The following is a 19,972-nucleotide window of genomic DNA, read 5'->3' as shown; positions in this document are numbered from 1 at the left end:
GTGTCGCTTCGCCAACCCCCTTCCAGGGGGCGATACCTGCGGCCCGGCAAAGCCGGTTCCGCGGTATCCCTGGCACTCAGGGTTTCCTGATGCGAAGCACGCCCTCTTTCTCGTTCATGCGCGCGAGAACTGCTGGCGGTAGGCGGTGGGTGACAGCTTGAAGGCCGAGACGAAGTGCTTGCGCAGCGACACCGCCGAGCCGAAGCCGGCGCCGGTGGCGATGCGTTCCACCGGATGGTCGGTGGTCTCGAGCAGCCGCTGCGCGAGCGCGAGGCGCTGGTTCTGCATCCACTGGCCGACGGTGGTGCCGGTGGATTCGCGGAAGCGCCGCGTGAAGTTGCGCCGGCTCATGAGCGCGCGCCGCGCGAGGTCGTCGAGATCGTGCGGCCTGTCGAGGTGCCGGCCCAGCCATTCGAGCAGCGGCGCGAGCCGGTCGCGCTCGGCGGCGGCGGGCACGGGCTGCTCGATGTACTGCGCCTGGCCACCCTGCCGGTGCGGCGCCACCACCATGTGGCGCGCGGCGCGGTTGGCCGTCTCGGCGCCGTAGCGCACGCGCAGCAGGTGCAGGCAGCAGTCGATGCCCGCCGCGGTGCCGGCAGAGGTGAGCACGTTGCCGTCTTCCACGTAGAGCACCTCGGGCTGCAGCTTCACCTTCGGGTACTGCTTCGCGAAGGCGGGCGCCAGCTTCCAGTGCGTGGTGGCCGGGCGGCCGTCGAGCAGGCCGGCCTCGGCCAGCACGAAGGCGCCGAGGCACAGGCCCATCACGGTCGCGCCGCGCCGGTGCGCCGCCTGCAGCGCCCGGATGAGCGCCGGCGGCGCCGCGCTGCAGTCGTCGCGCCATGAAGGCACCACCACGATGCGCGCCCGGCGTATCGCCTCCAGCCCGTGCGGCACCACGAGCGAGAAGCCCGCGTTGGTGCGCAGTTCGCCGGGCTCCGACGCGCACACCTGCACGCGGAAGCGCGATGCGCCCGCGTCCGTGCGGTCTTCGCCGAAGACCATGCAGGGCACGGAAAGGTGGAAGGGGCTGATGCCATCGAAGGCGACGACGGCGACGGTTTCCGTAGCTGGCGAGCTCATGGCCCGATCTTATCGATGAATGGCTTTCGGGCCACTTTCGGGCGGCGGTGCCGGCAGGAAGAATCAAGCCGTCCGAACCGACAGCAGAAGGAGCCATTCATGAGCAGCAACACGCCCGCGCCACGCCGCGCCCTCGTCGTCATCGACGTGCAGAACGAATACTTCGAAGGCGGTGGCCTGCCCATCGAATACCCGCCCATCCTGCAGACATTGCCCAACGTGACCCGGGCCATGGACGCCGCCCACGCCGCCGGCACGCCCGTGGTGGTGGTGCGCCACCATGCGCCCAAGGGCGCGCCCGTGTTCCAGGCCGATGCGCACAACGGCCAGCTGCATCCCGAGATCGCGAAGCGGCCGCACGATCACCTCGTCACCAAGAGCTTTCCGAGCGTGTTCACCGGCACCGACTTCGCCGACTGGATCGCGCGCCACGGCATCGACACGCTGAGCGTGGCCGGCTACATGACGCACAACTGCGATGCCTCCACCGTGTACGAGGCCATGCACCGCGGCCTGGCCGTCGAGTTCATCTCCGACGCCAGCGGCGCCCTCCCCTACGAGAACGCCGCGGGCAAGGTCACGGCGGAGGAGATCCACCGCGTCTTCAGCGTGGTGTTCCACAGCAACTTCGCGGCCGTGACCACGACGGACGCCTGGATCTCGGCGATGCGCGAGGGCCAGGCCATTCCGAAGGACAACGTGCTGATGTCGAACCGGCGCGCACGAGGCATCGCATAACCTGCGCGAGCTTCGCGGGGCCGCGCGCCTCGCGCAAGGCGCTCACCTCGAGAAGCCGACCTCCAAAAGATCATTGGAAGGCCTCTCGAAATGCCGGCGAACCCGGCGTTGGCGGTCCGGTTGCTCTCGACGCCGAAGACCACGTGCATGAGGCGGCCTTGCCTCCTTGCACAACGGTTCGCCACCGCCGCTCCGCAACAGCGTTCACTCGCCTCAGAAATCGGCGCAGCCGTTGCGCTTCTCGGTGTCGACGCAGCTCGAGAGGTTGGGCCGCGAGCGCACGCGCGACCATTCGCGCGCCAGCACGTCGCCGCCCTGCGATGCGCGGTCGCCGTCGAGCGGGCCGGTGGCGAAGCAGATCGGCGGCGGGCCGATGTTGCGGTCGTACACCCAGGTGGCGGGCAGGTCGCGCAGCGCATCGGGGCGCGGCAGGTCGGGCATCTGGTTGACGAACAGGTTGCCCGGCACCACGTTGACCGCATAACCCTCGGCCGAAGTGAAGCTGCCGTTGATCGGGTACACGCCCGGCGGACTGGTCTGCAGCGCGGGCGAGAACATGAATCCCGCGAAGCCGGCGCCCGTGTCGCCCAGGATCAGCCCGCCGATGCCATAGCTGAACAGCGGATTCGGAAAGCCGAAGGGCCGGCTCGCGTTGCCGATGACCACCGTGGCCACCGGCTGCTGCGCGTAGATGAAATGGTTGGCGCCCGCCGGAATGCTCACCGCGCACAGGCCAGAGTAGGCGCAGTGGTAGAGGTTCGGATACAGCCCCGATCCCGCGAGCCCGCCGCGCGTCTCGCCCACCCAGGTGTTGGCCCACACGCGCCAGGGCGCGCCGGTGATGCCGTAGCTGCCGGTGTTCTGGAAACGCGAGCCCGCCACGAGGTCGACCCCGCCGGTGCTGCTCACGTCGGTGCCCAGCAGCAGGTCGCCGGTGAGCGTGCGCACCGCCACGGTATTGGCGGCCATCGATGTTGCCGACACGACCTGCGGCGCATTGCCCGCGGCGTCGTAGCCGGTGACGCTCACCGGGCCGAGCTTGACCGTGTCGACGTCCACGTAGCGGAAGGCACCGGCCGCGCCGCCGCCCAGGGTGTCGGCGCTGACGTTGTTCGCGGCCTGGTCCAGCAGCACGCTGCCGCCGGTGGAGCGCGCCAGCAGCGTGCCGGCGGTGATCGGTGCCGCGGCCGTCTGCGTGATGTCGCCGGCGGAGACCAGCCCCACGGTCGATGCGGTGATCGCACCGCCGAGCTGGATGCCGCCGCCACCGCCGTTCTGCAATGTCAGTGCGCCTGGCAAAGTGAGCGGACCCACCACGGCGATGTTGCCGGCGTGCGCGTTGCTGCCGGCCACGATGGTGGGCGCATCGAGGCGCGTGAACTCGTCGGCCGATACGGCGAAGCCGTTGGCTGCGGTACCGCCCAGCGTGATGGGGTTGGCGGTGCGATCGACCGCGTTGCCCGCGGCGTCGACGCCGCCGGGGCGCAGGTTCAGTACGTTGCCGGCGCGGACGTTTCCGGCCAGCACCAGCGCGTCGGAGCTGCCGTTGTTGCTTGCGCGCAGCACCACGTTGTTGTTTCCGCTCACCCGCGCGCCGGCAGCGACCGTCAGGCCCGTGCCGTTGGCCTGGGATTCACCCGCGATGTCGATGCTGCCAAGGCCCAGCGTGGTGACGAGCGTCGTGCCGCCCACCAGAACGCCGCCGGACGGCGCATCGAGCGGGCCCGGCGTCACGAGGCCGCGGATGCCGATGTTGCCGTCGACGCTGCGGATCACCGTTGCGCCGGTGATGTCCACGCTCTGCACGGAGAGCGGCGAGAGGCTGTAGGTGTAGCTGGCGCCGACGCCGGCGATGGAGATGTCGCCGCTGGTGGTGAGTATCTGGCTGGGTGCCGTGCCGTTCTGTATGCGCACGCCGTCGCCGTGCTGGCCGATGCCCGAGATCGTCACGTCGCCGGTGCTGCTGGTGATGGTGACGCCGGTGAGGTCCACCGTGGGCACCGTGTTGACGATCGTGGTCGGCAGGCTGCGCGTGCCGGTGATCGACACGGAGCCGCCCGGTCCGGCGTCGCCTGCCGTGGTGCGCGTGTCGATGGTGGTGCTGTTGAGCGCGATCGCAGAACCGGAGCTCGCGCCGGCGGCGGCGTTCATCGTCACGTCGCCACCGTTGGTGGCGATGCTGCCGTTGTAGCTGATCGCCCCGCCCTGCCCGCCCACGCCGGCGTTGAACACGACGTTGAGCGCGCCACCGGTCGACTGGATCGAGTTGGTGGCGCCGGAGCCGCTGATGTTGTGTGCCGCGTCGAGCTGGAAGGTCACCGGCGCGCCGCCGGTGGTGCGCTGGATGGCCGCGAGCGTGTCGAAGCTGATGTTGCCGTCGGTCGCCAGCCCGCCCGTGCCGGTGGTGATCGTCACGCTGGTGCCCTTGTCGAGCGCCGCGTTGATGTCGCCGTCCTGCACGGTGGAGTTCGCGATCGGCACGAAGGGGTCCCCGGTGAGGCTGCCGCTGGCGGTGCCGTGGGCGATGGTGACGTTGTAGGGATCGATGGTCCACGTACCCGCCTGGCCCGCCGAGCCCGCCTGCGCCGACGCGTCCACACGCAGCCCCGCCAGCGCGAAGTGCGGTGCCGACGTCTCGATCTTGCCGCCGTTGCCTGCGCCCGCGCCGCGTGCGGAGATGCTGCCGTAGGCGCGCAGCGTGTCGCCCGAGATCACGTTGATGGTGCCGCCGTTGCCGCCCGCCGAGCCGGCGCTGGCATCCAGGCTGCTGTTGCTGCCGAGGGCGATGACATTGCTTGCGGTGATGTCGATGCTGCCGCCTCCGGTGGCACCGCCGGCATCGAGAGTGGCGGGCAGGACAGTACCGTCGAAGTTCTGCGAGCCTTCCACCAGCACGTTGCGCCCGGTCAGCGAGATATGCCCTCCCTGGCCGGTGCTGCTGGCCACCGACAGCATGGCGCCGTCGGGCGCGGCGCCGAGGCCGGAGCCGAAGGTGTTCATGCGCAGCGAGATGTCGGTGTCCTGGGCGTCGAGCGCGATGGTGCCGCCGGCGGTTCGCAGCGGATTCGGCTGCGACGAATCGGCACTCACCGCAACGCCATAGACCGGTATGCCGGTGGGCGTGGTGACCACCGCGCCGCCGCCGTCCAGCGCGGCGGTGAAGCCTGCGCTGCCGGCCTTGCCCACGATGTCGATGCGCCGCCCGTCGCCCGCGCTCACGCTGCCCGACAGCGCCACCCCGTTGCCGCCGCCGGCCGTGCGGCCATTGGCCGCGAACTGGAGGTACTTGGTCAGCGCCTGCAGGTTCGCGCCCGTGCCTTCGATACGCACGTCGCCGCCGGCTTCGATCGACGAACTGTCGATGTTGACCGCCGTGGTGGTGTCGATGGAGCCGGCCGGCAGCGTGTTGTCGGTCCAGTCCACGCCTCGTCCGGTGACCGTGACGTTGCCCGGTGTCGAGACCTTGGTGCCGTTGCTCAGGCGCACGCCGTCGCCGCCGAGCGAGGCCAGTCCGTCGATGCTGACGCCGCCGCTGCCACCCTGCACGGCGCTGTCCTGCAGCGACACGCCGCCGGTGCCCACGTAGACGAAATTGGTGTCGCTGTCCTGCGAGTCGACCCGCGTGCGTCCCTGGCCGCGCAGCGAGACCTGCCCGGCGCCGCTGGTCGCGAGCGTGCTGTTGCTCAGGAAGATGCCGTCGCTCCACGTCAGTTCGCTGTGCGACAGAGAACCGCCGACCGCGCGCCCGTTGTTCGCGTCACCCTGACCGAAGAAACGGATGTTGCCGCCGTTGGCGTCGATGGTCGCGCCGCTCATGATGATCGACGCACCGTAGTCGAGTTCGAAGCTCGGGTTGCCGCCGCCGACGTTCACCTGCGCGGCATTCTTCGCCACCAGCCCGGTCGAGTCGGCGTTGAAGTCGACGTTGAGCGCACCCACGCGCGCGTCGATGGCCGAGCCGCTGTTCATCGCGATGCCGCCGGCCGAGTCGACGCGCAGCGTGGCGCTGCCGCCCTCGTTCTTGACCACCTGCGCGTCATTGCCGAAGGTCACGCCCGCGCTGTCGCCGGTACGGGTGCTCGACAGCGTCACGTCGGTGCCGCGCCCGAGCGTGGCGCCCACGGCGCGCGCGCTCACGTCGCTGAAGGACAGGGAGGGATAGGCGCCGTCGTAGGCCGGCATGTCGGCATCCGCGTCCACGGTGAGGTTGTTGCCAGTCGACACCGTCCATCGCCCGTTGGCCCCGCCCTGCGCGCCGCCTGCGGCGTCGACACGCGCCGGGTCGATGCGCACGAAGTCGCCGCTCGTGGTGATGCTGCCCCCGGCAGCGCTGCTGGCGCCCCGCGCGGTGAGTTCGCCGAAGACCTGCACATGCGACTCGCGCTCCGGCAGCGGGTTGGCGGCATCGCCTGCGAAGGCAGCGCCGGTCGCGGTGCCCACGCTGATCGTGCCGCCGGCGCCTGCGCCCGTGCCGTCGGCGCGCAGCACTGCGTTCGGCGAAAGTGCCACGTCATAGCCCTGCACCGTGACCGAGCCGCCACCGGCCTGGCCGCTGGCATCGGCCACGCCCTTGGTGCCGTCGGCCAGCCCCTGCACGGTCACCTTGCCGCCCAGCACGCGGATGTCGCCGCCGCGTTCGCCTGCGGCGGCGCCGGTGGCGTCGAGCGTGCCGCCGGTGAGCTGCACTTCGTTGTCCTCGCCACCGCCCAGGAAGATCTCGCCGTTGCGCGTACCCACGCTGCGCGCGCGCACCGTGCCTCGCTGGTTCACCACCAGCTCGCCGACCGTGGCCGAGCGGCCGACGAGCGCCACGCGCCCGCCATCGGCCTGGAGGGCGCCGCTGTTGCTCACGCTGGCGTGCGTGGCCATCGCATCGGTCGCGATGACGATGTTGGTCAGGCCGTCTCCGGCAAGGTCGAGCGTGATCTTGCGGCCCGAGGCCAGCGCGACGGTGCCGCCGTCGGCCGTGATGCGGCCGCTGTCGTCATCGCTGCCGATGCGGGCATTGGCCACCGTGGCGCCCATCAACACCACGGGGCCGCCGCCCGTCGCAGTGATGCGGCCGTTGTTGATGACCGATGCCGTGCTGGCGTCCGCACGCTCGAAACTGAACTTCGTCGTCGCCGGGTTGAGGAAATCGGCTTCGCTGGTCGTCATGGCCAGCGTGGACGCGATGATGCCTCCCACGTTGACCGTGGAGCCCTGGCTGAACAGCACCCCGGCGGGGTTGACCAGCACGATGCGCCCGTTGGCGTTGAGCTGGCCCGCGATGGTGGAAAGCTCGTTGCCCGTCACACGGTTGAGCAGCACGCTGGAAGCGCCCGGCTGCACGACGTTCACCACACCGCCCACGCCGATGGAGAAGCTCGTCCAGTTGACGATGCCGCGCGCCAGGCCCTGGTTGATGGTCATCACGTTCGCCGCCTGCGACATGGTGACGTTGCCGGCCAGCGGCGTGAAACCCGTGGGCAGCACCTGCGCCATGGCGGGCGCCGCACCCGCGCAGATCAGCGACAGCGCGATGGGCCGCAGCTGCAGGCGCCGCGCGGGAGCTCGCGAAGATGGATTGCGTTGTTTCATTTCAGTGTTCCACGACGTTCTCGCTTGAGCGCAATGCATGAAACCGGCGTGCGCAATTCGCGGGACACCGCGGAACCGGCGCTGCCGGGCCGCTGGTGTCGCCCCGGCGAGGGGGTTGGCGAAGCGACACGAAGTGCGCGAAGCCTGGGGGAGAACCTGGTCTCCGCGGAACCGGCTCTGCCGGCCGCCGGTGTCGCCCCTGGAGGGGTGTGGCGAAGCGACACGAAGTGCGCGAAGCCTGGGGGAGTGCCATGTCAGAACGCCTTGATGAGCTGCACGAACAGCCGCGGGTTGCGGCCCCCGCCATCGGTCTGCGCGGGCGGCGTGCCGGCGCGCCAGGCCAGCGTCGCGTTGATCGAGAAATTGCCCGGGCGCGACCAGCTCAGGCCCACGCCGTAGCCGCGCAGGCTGTGGCTGTTGACGCCGTCGTAGGGCGTGGGGTTGCGCACGATCTTTCCGTGCGCGGCGTCGTAGAACAGGAAGGGCGTGAGCTCCTCGTTGAACGACCAGCGCCATTCGACGGTGCCGATCACGCCCTGGTCCACCAGCAGTTCGCCCGAAGGGTAGGCGCGCACCGCGCGCGCGCCGCCCAGCGAGAGCTTCTCCGACGCGTCGAGGTTCTTGCTGGCCCACTGCCCGCCCACCGACAGGTACAGCGAATGGCGCGGCACGATGGCCTGCAGGCGCGAGAACTGGAAGCTCAGCTTGGTGAAGCCGCCCGCGGTGTTGTGGCCCGTGGTGCTGCGGTCGAAGTCGCGGCTCTCGGGGTCGCGGATGGAGAGGTTGCCGTGGTACAGCGTGCCGGAGCTGGCCCAGTAGCCGCCGCCGAGCAGTTCGTCGCGCCGCTCCCACGTCCAGCCCAGGCTCAGGCCGTTGACGCGCTTCTTCGAATTGAAGTCGGCCGCGCGCAGCTCGTCGGTGAGGTCCTTCACGTCCACGCCCAGGCGCAGGAAGAGGTTCTGCTGGCGCTGGCGGATCAGCGGATAGCTCAGCGAGAAGTCGAGCACGTTGGCGCGCCCGCGCGCGTCGAGGTCGGCGAACTGCCCGCCCAGCTCGTAGCTCACGCGCGAGAGGCCGACGCCCGCGCGCAGCCCGCTGGTGCCGATGGGCGCCTCGTAGGCGATGCGGCCGAACTGCAGCGCGTTGCTGTTGGACACCATCAGCCGCATGTCGAGGTTGTCGCCGATGCCGAAGGGGCTGAGCCAGCGCGCGGTGCCGCCCACGCGGTAGCGGCCCGATTCCTTGGTGCCGTGGTTGTCGCCCTCGGCGGTGAAGGCCCAGCGCGGCGCGGCGGCCACCTCGACCGAGAGATCGGTGGTGCCGGGCTGCGTGCCTTCCTGCAGGCCCGACGACACCTTGATGCCCGGCTGGTCCGACAGCAGCAGCATCGCGCGCTCGTAGTCGGGTGCGCTCACGGCGGCACCCGGCTGCAGCGGCGCGAGGAAGCCGCGCACGCGCGACTCGGCGATGGGCGCATCGGGCGCGACCGTCACGTCGACCTTGCCCAGGCGGCCCTCGATCACGCTGATCTCGACGATGCCGTCGCGCACCGTCTGCACCGGCACCACGGCCTGCGCGAGGAAGTAGCCGCGCTCCTTGTAGCGCGCGGTGATGGCCTTGGCGAGTTCCTCCAGGTCGGCGAGCGTCACGTCGCGGCCGATGAAGGGGCCGGTGATGGCCTGCAGCTCCTCGTTGCTCAGCGCCTTCACGCCGTTCAGGCGCAGGTCGTTGAGCCTGAAGCTCGCGCCGGCGGCACCGCCCCTGTCGCGCGGCGGCGCGGGCAGGCTCTGCGGCGCAACGGTGCCAGTGGGCGCCTGGGCGACCGGCCGGTCGCAGGTGCCGCAAGGGTCCGTGGTCGGCAGCAGTTCGGTGGCGTTGCCGTCCGCTTCGGCTGCGTGCGTGCGCTGGGCCGCAACGAGCAGCGTGGCGCCGACCAGGGCCGTGACTGCAAAGGCGATCGGCGTGATCGACATGGGGCGTTGGCAGGTTTTCATGTCAGCTACCCACCGTGAGACGCCAGTTGCCGATCAGGTTGAACGGCGCCCAGAAGAAGGGGTGGGACATCTTGGGATCCTTCAGCACCGCGAGCTGGCCGGCCTGCATGGCCTTCTGGATGTCGCGGCCCTTCGAGAGCTCGCCGTAGAGCGTGCTCATGAGCACGGCGGTGGCGTCGTCCGACACCGGCCACAGCGACGCGATCAGGCTGGAGCTGCCGGCCGAGAGAAACGAGCGCGTGAAGCCCAGCACCTCGTCGCCCTGCGCGATGCGCCCCAGGCCCGATTCGCAGGCCGAGAGCGTGACCAGCGCGGTGCCGTCCATCGGCAGTCCGAGGATCTCGTGCGCCTCCAGGAAATTCTGCTTGCCTCCCTCGTTGGCCAGCAGGATGCGCGAGTACAGCGGATCGACCGCGTCGGCCTCGGCATGGGCCGCCACGTGCATCAGCGGGGAGCGCGCGGCCACGTCGCGGAACTGCGTCTTGGTGGCGGCCGCGCCCATGTAGACGGCGTTGCGCGGGAAGAGCTGCGCGAGCTGCTTCACCTCGGTCTCCGCGCCGGGCAGGTCGTACTTGTCCTCGATGCGCGGATTGCCGAAGGCGGTGAGCGAGGCGTTCACGCGCGGCGTGCGCTGCGCGAGCTGCACCGCGATGCTCATGGAAGGCGCCACGGCCACCGGATGCGTCTCGATGATGTAGCGGCCGTCCAGCCGCAGCGCCTGGAACGGCAGGTAGTGCAGCGGCCCGTGCGGCACCACCACCAGCCGCTGGCCCGGCGCGATGCCCAGCGGGCCGAGCAGTGCGGCACCCAGCTTGTCGGCGTTGGTGATGGCGGTGCGCCGGCCGCGCACGATGGAGTTGCGGAAGGTCTCGACCAGCTCGTTGAGCTCGTCGCGCTTCACCGCCACGGACTTCTCCACGATGCTGTCCGGGCCCACCACCCACACCACGAGACGGTCGGGCAGCGAATGGAACTGCACCACGCGCTCGTCGGCCGCGAGCGTGCGCTGCAGCGCGGGGAGATCGACGGTGGCGGCAGCCTGCTCGCTGATCTTCGCGCGGCCGCGCACCGCGTCGAGCAGGGCGCGCGCACGGCTGCGTTCGCTCACCTCGAAGGCCTGGCGTGCATCGCCCGCGTCGCTGTAGACGGCCACGCCGCGCTCGAACACCGTCTGCAGGTCCGAGAACAGGCCCATCTTGAATTCCTCGCTGCGGAACCTCGCGCGTACCTTGTCGACGTCGCCCAGCGCGCGGCCCACGGCCTCGGCGGCGGCCTGCTTCTGGCCCAGCGCGAGTTCGCTGCGCGCCACGCCGTCCCAGGCCCAGAGGCGGTAGTACTCGGTGTCTGCGCCCACCTGCCGGGTGGTGAGCGCGCGGTAGGCATCGCGCGCCTCGGCGGGCTTGTTCTCCGCCAGCAGCAGCCGGGCGCGGGTGCGGTCGAGCTGCGCGGCGAGCGGCGCGTCCTTGGGCGGCCCCATGGTGCCGAGCACCTCGCGCGCCCGCGCCGCATCGCCCGATTCGATCAGCGCGTTGACCAGCGATGCCTGCACCAGCGGCGCATAGCGCTGCGAGCTGTTCGCCAGCGCCTCGTCATAGCTGAGCACCGCGCCCGAATAGTCGCCGCGGCGCGAACGCACGTCGCCGATCACCTTCTGCACCGGGCCGACCACCAGCTTGGGGTCGCGCGCCTGATGCCTGAGCGCCTCGCGCGCGAACTCCTCGGCCTTCTCAAGCTGGCCCGAGTAGCTGTAGACGATGGCCAGGTCGCGGTTGGCCATGGCCATGAGGTTGGGATCGTTGGTGGCGTTGGCCAGGTGCAGCGCCTTGCTCGCGGCGCGCACGCTCTGGCGGAACTCGCCCGCCTCGGCCAGCGCGACGGCCTGGCTGCAGTACTGATAGCCGGAGAGCTTGACCGAGTCCTGCCCGTAGAGCACCGCGCCTTCGCTGGTCAGCGCCAGCAGCGTGTCGGTGTCCGCGAGGCGGGCCTGCTCTGCCTTGCTGGCGGCGGCTTCGGCGCTCGTCGGCTGCTGTGCCCACGCCACGGAGCCATGGCCCATCAGAAGAATGCCTGCAAGACCGAGCGCACCTGCGATGCCGGCACGACGACGTGCAGGGCGCTCCCTTCCCCATCTCGAAAACCACGCCATTGGACCCCCGCGTATGGCCCTGTGGGTCCGCCTCGGCGGACCATCGACATCGCGGGAGTGCGCGCCGTTCAGGCCTCGGGGGGAAAGTCTAGGAGCGCCCCTGGGGCGCGCCTATTCGCATTACGGTCTAGCCCTAAAGGACTAGGAACGCGGGGCCTGCGGCCTATGCAGGAACGGCGTCGATGTTCGCGCGGTCCCAGTGGCGATGCTTGGCGATGGCGGCAATGAAGCGCTGCGCGATCTCGGTCGCGGCCGTGTTGTCGCCCAGGTTGGTGACCGGCGTCGCAGCGGACACCACGCCGGCGGGCGTTTCCTCGGGCGGCGTGTTCTCGTCGATGCCCAGCGAGGACAGCAGCCGCGCGCCCTCGCCCACCGTGCAGATCGCCTTGCAGTGCTTGTATGCCTCCAGCACGAAGTGCACCGCGTCGCCCATGCCCGCGAGCGCCGCGGCGCCCTCGGCACCGGCGGGCACGAGCACCGCGTCGAACATCACCGAGGGCGTGTTGACGAAGGTCGCATCCACTTCGATCTGGCGCCTGGACGCGCTGGCGACGGTGCCCAGGCGCGGGCCCACCACCTTGCACTGCGCGCCCGCATGCTCGAGCGCGTCGCGGATCGGCTTGAGCGAGGCCGAGTCGACGCCGTCGGCCACGAGGATTGCGATCTTCCGCGTGCGGATGGAGCCATCGCCGGTGTCGGCCATGCTCAGCGCGGGCGACTCGTCGATGGGCAGCGACATGCGGTGGTCGCGGAAGCCCGCGCGTCCCGCCGCCGCCCTCGCATCGGGCTCGCCGATGCCCAGCGGCTCGGCCACGCGGCGCGCCAGCTTCTCGTCCACATGCGCGAGGTTGTCGACCATGCGCTGGCGGATGGCCGGCACCTCCAGCTTCGACAGCTCGAAGCGGAAGGCCGCGATGATGTGCTCCTTCTCGGCCGCGCTCTGGCTGTCGAAGAACAGGCGCGCCTGCGTGAAGTGGTCGTCGAAGGAGGCGCTGCGCCGGCGCACCTTGGGCGGATCGATCTCCTCGGGGAACGACTGGAAGCCGTGGCTGCCGCCGTCCACGCGGAACTCGGTGCCGCTGCCCAGCGTGTTGGGCTCGTAGGCCACTTGGCCGCGCGCGATGGTCTGGCGGTGCATGCCGTCGCGCTGGAAGTTGTGGAAGGGGCACACGCCCTTGTTGATCGGCAGCTCGTGGAAGTTCGCGCCGCCCAGCCGCGAGATCTGCGTGTCGGTGTACGAGAACAGGCGCCCCTGAAGCAGCGGGTCGTTGGTGAAGTCGATGCCGGGCACGAGGTGGCCGGGATGGAAGGCCACCTGCTCGGTCTCGGCGAAGAAGTTGTCGGGGTTGCGGTTGAGCACCAGCCGGCCGATCTTCTGCACCGGCACCATCTCCTCGGGGATGAGCTTGGTGGGGTCGAGCAGGTCGAAGCCCAGCGAGTGTTCCTTGTCCTGCGGTATCAGCTGGACGCCGAGCTCCCACTCGGGGAAGTCGCCCTTCTCGATGGCTTCCCACAGGTCGCGGCGATGGAAGTCGGGGTCCTTGCCCGCGATCTTCTGCGCCTCGTCCCACGCGAGGCCGTGCACGCCGAGCTTGGGCTTCCAGTGGAACTTCACGAAGTGGCTTTCGCCTCGGCTGTTGATGAAGCGGAAGGTGTGAACGCCGAAGCCTTCCATCATGCGCAGGCTGCGTGGGATGGCGCGGTCGCTCATGGCCCACATCAGCATGTGGGTGCTCTCGGGCATCAGCGAGACGAAGTCCCAGAAGGTGTCGTGCGCGCTCGCGGCCTGCGGCATCTCGTGGTGCGGCTCGGGCTTGACGGCGTGGATCAGGTCGGGGAACTTGATCGCGTCCTGGATGAAGAACACCGGGACGTTGTTGCCCACGAGGTCGTAGTTGCCCTCGCGGGTGTAGAACTTGACGGCGAAGCCGCGCACGTCGCGCACCGTGTCGGCAGATCCGCGCGAGCCGGCCACGGTGGAGAAGCGCACGAACACGGGCGTCTTTGCCTCCGGGTCCTGCAGGAAGTCGGCGCAGGTGAACTGCGACATCGACTTGTAGACCTGGAAGTAGCCGTGCGCCGCCGAACCGCGCGCATGCACCGCACGCTCCGGGATGCGCTCATGGTCGAAGTGCGTGATCTTCTCGCGCAGGATGAAGTCTTCGAGCAGCGTCGGGCCGCGCACGCCCGCTCTCAGCGAGTTGTGGTTGTCGGGAAACTGCAGGCCCTGGTTGGTGGTGAGCGTGGTGGGGTGCTCGACGGTGAAGCCTTCGAGCTGCTGCTGCTTGGGGTTCGCAGCATCGCCCGAGCCGGTCTTCGAGGCACTGGCGCGACGGCCTGCGGCGGCCTTGTTCTGAGGTGACATCGGGGACTTGCCAGGATCTTTCTTCATTGGTGGAGATTCGTGACGGAACAAGAAGGAACTGCTTCGTCAGCCTGCCTCGCCGTTGTCCAGGAACATGTCCAGCACGTTCACCAGGGCGATGAGGCAGATGCAGCCCGCCACCGCGGCGACACCCCAGACGAGGATTTCATCTCCCCAGGTGCTGGTGAACGAATCGAAAAGCGTCGAAAACTCCATGATTTCCCCTCCGGATTTCGCCCCTCTGGTGGCGGATGACTTGCAAGAGAGCAAAGGTTATGTTTTGCAACGCCTGCACACCGTAGTGGCGCCCCCTTCGCGTCTGTGGGAGAAAACGCGGGTGCGCGGTAGGAGCCCGCCGACAACGCAGCGCACCCGCCTACGAAGCTTCGCGAGTCCGGCCCGTGGGCGCAACGCGCGGCGCTGCATAGGATCGGGCGACCATGTTGATCAGAATCGGCTTCGACATCGAACTGCAGGTGACGGCACCCACGGCGCTGATCCACATGCTGCAGGTGCACCCCTCGCGCGCAGGTGACCTGCAAGGCGGGGAGAACCTCGAGCTCAGCCCCGCGCTGCACACGGACCACTACATCGACGGCTTCGGCAATCGCTGCGCCCGCGTACGCATACCGCAGGGCGTGGACAGCGTGCGCCTGCGCAACCACGCGCTGGTGTACGACACCGGCCAGCCCGACCCGGTGCATCTCGAAGCCCGCCAGCTCGCCGCGGCCGAACTGCCGGTGGAGACGCTGCCCTTCGTGCTGCCCAGCCGCTACTGCGAGGTCGACAGCGAACTGCTGGCCTTCGCCTGGGACCACTTCGGGCAGGTGGCACCCGGCTGGCCGCGCGTGCAGGCGATCTGCGACTTCGTGCACCGGCACCTTCGCTTCGACTACGGCAGCGCCCGCGCAACGCGCACCGCGCTGGAGGGCTTCCGCGAAGGCACGGGCGTGTGCCGCGACTTCGCGCACCTGGCGATCACGCTGTGCCGCGCCATGAACATCCCGGCGCGCTACGCGACCGGCTACCTGGGTGACATCGGCGTTCCGATCGCCCCCTACCCGATGGACTTCAGCGCATGGTTCGAGGCCTACCTGGGTGACCGCTGGTACACCTTCGACGCGCGGCACAACACGCCGCGCATCGGCCGCATCGTGATCGCGCGCGGACGCGACGCGGCGGACGTGCCCATCACCATGGTGTTCGGCGCGAACACGCTCAAGCGCTTCGAGGTGACGACGGAGGAAGCGCTCGGCTGAAGCGCTCCCTCGCGACGGGCTTCAGCCCGGCGGGTAGCCCAGCAGCTTCATTGCGGCAGTGAGGCTCTTGCGGCGGCGCTCCATGCCGGCCCAGGGCTTGTTGCCGATGTCGAAGCGCTCCGCCACGTTGGCGACCGTCCATTGCGCGGGGCCGGCGAGCGAGGGAAGCTCTTCCCAGTCGAGCGGCACCGACACGCCCAGCCCGGGGCGCGAGCGCGCCGACCATGCGCTCACGGTGGTTGCGCCGAAGCCGTTGCGCAGGTAGTCGACGAAGACCTTGCCCACGCGGTTGCGCGGCCCGCTCTTGGCGACGAAGCGCGCCGGGATCGTCTTCGCGAGATGCGCCACCACGGCCTGCGAGAAGCCCTTGACGGTGTCCCAGTCGTACTGCCGGCGCACCGGCACCACCACGTGCAGGCCCTTGCCGCCGCTGGTCTTCAGGAAGGCCGGCAGGCCCAGCTCGTCGAGCAGCGTGCGCACGAGCATCGCGGCCTCCTGCACCTGCGGCCACTCGACGCCTTCACCGGGGTCGAGGTCGAAAGTCATGCGGTCGGGCCTGCCGATGTCGTTCGAGGTGGCGTTCCAGGTGTGCAGCTCGATCACGTTCATCTGCGCGGCGCCGAGCAGCCCCTCCTTCCTGTCGATCTGCAGCAGCGGCTCGTGGCCGGGGTCGAGCGCGGGATCGAGCTGGTTCACGCCGGGAATCTCGTGTGCCTGCAGGTGCTTCTGGAAGAACAGTTCCCCGCCCACGCCCTCGGGCGCGCGCACCAGCGACACGGGCCGCCCGCGCAGGTGCGGCAGCATGAGCTTCGACACGCTGTCGTAGTAGGCGGCGAGCTCCCCCTTGGTGATGCCGCTGTGCTTGTCGATCACGCGGTCGGCGTGGGTGATCATCTGGGCCATGGACTTGTTTCCTGCTCCTTCGTTGCGGGTGGTGCCGGTGCTCTTTCTCTTCATGGGGGCCTTGGTCGCCTTCGCCTCGATCGCGCGCACGCGCTGCGGCTGCTCGCGCCGGATCTCGCGCGCCGGCTTGTCGCTGCGCAGGCCCTGGAAGACGGCCTGGCGCACGCGATGCTCGCGCGTCCATTCGCCGAAGGAAACCTCGGCCACCAGCGACGGCTCGACCCACTGCGCCTTCACGCCGCGCGGCAGGGGCTCGAAGGGGCAGCCGTCCACGGCCAGCCTGTCGAGCTTCGCCTTGATGTCGGCCAGGCGGCTCGCATCGAAGCCAGTGCCCACGTTGCCGCAGTAGCGCAGCCGGCCGCCGTCTTCGTCGTCGTACACGCCCAGCAGCAGCGCGCCGAAGCCCTCGCGCGAGCCCTTGGGCGCGGTGTAGCCGCCGATGACGAACTCCTGGCGCTGCTGGTTCTTGAGCTTGATCCAGTCGGGCGAGCGCCGCGACACGTAGGGCGAGCCCTTGCGCTTGCCGACGATGCCCTCGAAGCCGATGCGCGCGGAAGACGCGAGCAGGTCGCGCGGCGAGACCTCGAAGGCATCGCTCAGGCGCAGCGGCGCGGGCGGCCTGCCGCCGAGCAGCGCGGCCAGCCTGCGGCGGCGCTCCTCCACCGGCAGCTCGCGCAGGTCCTCACCGTCGATGAAGGGCGCGTCGAAGAGCCAGTAGACGATCGACGAGGTGGCGCCGCTATCGAAGGCGTTCTGCAGCGCCTGGAAGTCGGGCGCGCCATTGGGCCCCTCGACGGTGATCTCGCCGTCGAGCCACGCCGAGCGGGTGTCGAGCCGCGAGAGCGCCTCGACGAGCCCCGGCAGCTTCGCGCTCCAGTCGTGGCCGTTGCGGGTGAAGCAGCGGACCTTGCCCTTGCCGTCGATGCGCGACAGCAGGCGGTAGCCGTCGAACTTGAGCTCGTAGAGCCAGTCGTCCGGCGTGGAAGGTGGGGAGGAGGCCAGCGTCGCAAGCTCGGGTTCGAGCGTGGCGGGCAGCGCGGTCTTCCCGCCTTTGCGCTGCGCCTGCACCTTCTTCGCCTTGGCGGGCGCGGTGGCGGGCTTCGCGGCCTTCGCCGTCTTCTTCGGCGCCTGCCCCACCTCGTCGACGCCCAGGCCGGTGATCACGCTCGCGGGCTCCTGCGCCACCACGTCGTACTCGTCGAGCGGGCGCGCCTCGTCGTCGCGCTCCTTGATGAGCAGCCAGGGCTCGTGCGATTCGTCGCCCTTGCCGCGCATGCGCACCAGCGTCCAGTGGCCGTGCAGCTTCTCGCCGCGCAGCTCGAACTTGAGCTTGCCGGCCGCCAGCGCCTTTCGCGCGTCGCCCTCGGGCAGCCAGTCGCCGCGGTCCCAGACGATGACCGTGCCGGCGCCGTACTGTTTCGGCGGAATGGTGCCTTCGAAGTCGGCGTACGAGATCGGATGGTCTTCCACGTGCACCGCCATGCGCTTCACGCCGGGGTCGAGGCAGGGGCCCTTGGGCACGGCCCAGCTCTTGAGCGTGCCGTCGAGCTCCAGCCTGAAGTCGTAGTGCAGGTGGCTCGCATGATGCTTCTGGATGACGAAGCCCAGCGCGCCCTTGCCGCGCCGTCCGCCGGACTTCGGCTCGGGCGTGCGGGAGAAATCGCGCTTGCCGTGGTAGCGCGCAAGCGCCTTGCGGGCGGTGGAGGAGGAAGAGGACGCGTTGCGTGCCATGGCGTGCGGCGCTCCCCGGGATCAGGCGGCGCGCCGCTGGCGGGCCGATGCACTTCGCGCGGTGCTGCCGCTGCTGCTCCTTGTGGCGGTCTTTCGCTTCTTCGCCGCCGGGCGCCGGGTCCGCGGCGCTTCGGGTTCTTCCTCCTCTTCTTCATCCTCCTCTTCGGCGTCGGCGTTCCTCGCCCTGCCACCGCCACCACCGCCCTTGCGCAGGCTGCGCTTGAGCAGCTCGGTCAGGTCGATGACCTTGGCGCCGCGGCCGGTGTCCTGCGCCTCGCCTTCTTCCGGGTCGGACCGGATCACGGTCTCGGTCTGGCCGGCCTTCACCTTCTTGTCGACCAGTCGAAGGATCTCGTCCTTGAACTCGTCGCGGAAGGCTTCGGGGTCCCAGTCAGCGCTCATGTCCTCGACCAGCTCCTTCGCCATCTCGAGCTCGCGCTCGCGCAGGCCGGCCTTCTTCACGTCTTCCGAGGGCAGCGGCAGGTCGCTCCAGGGGCGGATGTCGGCGCCCCAGCGCAGCAGGTTCAGCACGAGGCCGGGGCCGACGGGCACCAGCGCCGCGAGGTGCTGTTTGGTCTGGATGACCACGCGGGCCACGCCCACCCGGCCGGTGCGCTGCAGGGTCTCGCGCAGCAGCGCATACACCTTGGCGCCGCGATTGATCGGCGCCACGTAGTAGGGGCGCTCCAGGTACACGAAGGGAATGCCGTTGGCCGGCACGAAGCTCTCGATCTCGATGGTCTGCGTGGTCTTGGGGTAGGCGGCGGCGATCTCCTTGTCGCTGAGCACCACGTACTCGCCGCTCTCATACTCGATGCCCTTGACGATCTGCTCGCGCGCGATCTCCTTTCCGGTCTTCTTGTTGACGCGCTTGTAGCCGACCGGGTCCATGGTCCGCTTGTCGAGCCAGTCGAAGTCGATGCCGTGGTCGACGGTGGCCGAATACAGCGCCACCGGGATGTGGACGAGGCCGAAGCTGATGGCACCCTTCCACAGGACGCGCGGCGCGGGTGCTTTCTTGGTGACGGGCATGTGCGCACTCCTTCAGCCTCGAATGTGCGCCGCCCCGGCGGCAGCGCTGTAGGAGCGCGGCCCCAGGCGCCGTCAGGGCGCGCCGGTGCCGCCCAGGGGGCCCAGCTGGCGCTCGCTCGGGCGCGCGAAGTAGAACCACTCGGCGCCCGGCAGCGCCATCGCGTTGGGGAACACGATGAAGCCGTCGTCGGGGGCGCTCAGCAGCGTGCCGTCGTGCCGCATGCCGATGGGCTCGCCGCGCTGCACCTCGTCGAAGGTGGCCCAGTCGCGCACGAAGCTGTCTTCCTCGTGCAGGCGGTCGGTCACGCTGGCCAGGCGCAGCAGCCTGGGCGGCTGCGCGGGACCGCCGGAGAGCCCCTCGGGCAGTTCCGCCATGCCCAGCAGCGCCAGCGTGCGGCGGATGGCGCGCCACGCCACCTCGGGCGCCTTCGGGTCGAGATGCTGGCCGCATTCGAGCGTGACGCCGTAGCCGCCGCGGCTGCGGATGTACTCGTTGGTGCCGCGGCCGAAGTCGAGCTCGGCCTCGCTGGCCGGCGTGCCGCCCGCGCGCTGCGCGAGGCCGGCGGCGTAGATGTCGAGCCAGCCCTCCACCACGATCGGCGTGCCGATGTGCAGCGCGAGCTGGCCTTCCTCGTACGAACGGGCGAAGGGCTCCAGGGTGCCGGTGTTGTCGCGCGGGCCGATCATCGCGAAGGCCTCGCCCTCGCTCTGGAAGGAGTGCAGGTCCAGCAGGACCTCGTGGCGTTCGATGATCGGGGCCAGCACGTTGGTCACGCGGGCTTCGTAGTCGGCCGGCGACCCGCTCGGGCGGAACATGCGGTTGAGGTTGCGCTCGCCCTCGCGCTGCAGGCGGCGCCGCGCGAGCGGGTTGGCCACCGGCACCATGGTGAGTTCGCCGCGCAAGAGCCGCAGCGAGCCCGACTCGAACTCGCCCAGCACGCGCTCGATGCCCAGGGTGCCGGAGATCTCGTCGCCATGCACGCCTCCCATCACGAGCAGCCGGGGACCGGGGTTCAGCGAGGCGAACGAATGGATGCGCAGGCTGTCGGTGGCCGCGCCGGCGAAAGGATCGGAAGACATCCGGGGATTATTGCGGAGCCCCTTGCCCGCAGGCAAAAGCGCTATGCGTTCGATAGCAGAAAGC

At 69.9% G+C, this 19,972-nt stretch carries 11 protein-coding genes; 2 read left to right on the top strand and 9 right to left on the bottom strand.

Annotated elements, in window-relative coordinates:
• Positions 1-114 precede the first annotated feature (114 nt).
• Entirely contained in the window at positions 115-1,080 is a 966-nt protein-coding gene (locus G369_RS0119325) for a GlxA family transcriptional regulator (RefSeq protein WP_019655674.1), read from the bottom strand.
• Positions 1,081-1,179: 99 nt separating this feature from the next.
• Here G369_RS0119325 and G369_RS0119320 point away from each other — a divergent pair, with 99 nt between their 5' ends.
• Positions 1,180-1,818 (top strand): cysteine hydrolase family protein, encoded by a 639-nt coding sequence (locus G369_RS0119320; protein WP_019655673.1) that lies wholly within the window; start codon positions 1,180-1,182, stop codon positions 1,816-1,818.
• A 213-nt stretch (positions 1,819-2,031) separates the two neighbouring features.
• On the opposite strand, the gene G369_RS0119315 is transcribed toward G369_RS0119320, so the two are convergent.
• From G369_RS0119315 to G369_RS39115, 5 genes are all read right to left on the bottom strand, one after another.
• A complete protein-coding gene (locus G369_RS0119315) occupies positions 2,032-7,398 on the bottom strand; it encodes a two-partner secretion domain-containing protein (RefSeq protein WP_019655672.1) in 5,367 nt (1,788 codons plus the stop codon).
• Positions 7,399-7,652: 254 nt separating this feature from the next.
• Complete coding sequence (locus G369_RS0119310) at positions 7,653-9,392, bottom strand: ShlB/FhaC/HecB family hemolysin secretion/activation protein (protein ID WP_026346497.1); 1,740 nt, start codon at positions 9,390-9,392, stop codon at positions 7,653-7,655.
• A gap of 1 nt (position 9,393) precedes the next feature.
• The gene (locus G369_RS0119305; RefSeq protein ID WP_244164352.1) at positions 9,394-11,448 is read right to left on the bottom strand and encodes a CHAT domain-containing protein; all 2,055 of its coding nucleotides are present in this window, start codon (positions 11,446-11,448) and stop codon (positions 9,394-9,396) included.
• A 253-nt stretch (positions 11,449-11,701) separates the two neighbouring features.
• Complete coding sequence (gene katE / locus G369_RS0119300) at positions 11,702-13,903, bottom strand: catalase HPII (protein ID WP_020723170.1); 2,202 nt, start codon at positions 13,901-13,903, stop codon at positions 11,702-11,704.
• A 66-nt stretch (positions 13,904-13,969) separates the two neighbouring features.
• Positions 13,970-14,119: a hypothetical protein gene (locus G369_RS39115; RefSeq protein WP_019655668.1), complete on the bottom strand. Its 150-nt coding sequence runs from the start codon at positions 14,117-14,119 to the stop codon at positions 13,970-13,972.
• Positions 14,120-14,343: 224 nt separating this feature from the next.
• On the opposite strand from G369_RS39115, the gene G369_RS0119290 reads away from it, so the two are divergent.
• On the top strand, positions 14,344-15,162 hold the full coding sequence (locus G369_RS0119290) for a transglutaminase-like domain-containing protein (protein WP_019655667.1): 819 nt from the start codon (positions 14,344-14,346) through the stop codon (positions 15,160-15,162).
• A gap of 21 nt (positions 15,163-15,183) precedes the next feature.
• Here the strand turns inward: G369_RS0119290 and ligD are convergent, their stop codons facing one another.
• The 3 genes from ligD to G369_RS0119275 all read right to left on the bottom strand — a co-directional run bounded on the left by ligD (position 15,184) and on the right by G369_RS0119275 (position 19,908).
• A complete protein-coding gene (gene ligD / locus G369_RS0119285) occupies positions 15,184-17,796 on the bottom strand; it encodes a DNA ligase D (protein ID WP_019655666.1) in 2,613 nt (870 codons plus the stop codon).
• A 21-nt stretch (positions 17,797-17,817) separates the two neighbouring features.
• Entirely contained in the window at positions 17,818-18,828 is a 1,011-nt protein-coding gene (ku, locus tag G369_RS0119280) for a non-homologous end joining protein Ku (protein WP_019655665.1), read from the bottom strand.
• A gap of 72 nt (positions 18,829-18,900) precedes the next feature.
• Positions 18,901-19,908: a succinylglutamate desuccinylase/aspartoacylase family protein gene (locus tag G369_RS0119275; RefSeq protein ID WP_019655664.1), complete on the bottom strand. Its 1,008-nt coding sequence runs from the start codon at positions 19,906-19,908 to the stop codon at positions 18,901-18,903.
• Positions 19,909-19,972 lie beyond the last annotated feature (64 nt).

The sequence above is a fragment of the Variovorax atrisoli 110B genome (genome assembly GCF_000382045.1).
Lineage (GTDB): Bacteria > Pseudomonadota > Gammaproteobacteria > Burkholderiales > Burkholderiaceae_C > Variovorax > Variovorax atrisoli.
The sequence above is the reverse complement of the archived record's forward strand: the minus strand, read 5'-3'. Positions and strand labels throughout refer to the sequence as shown.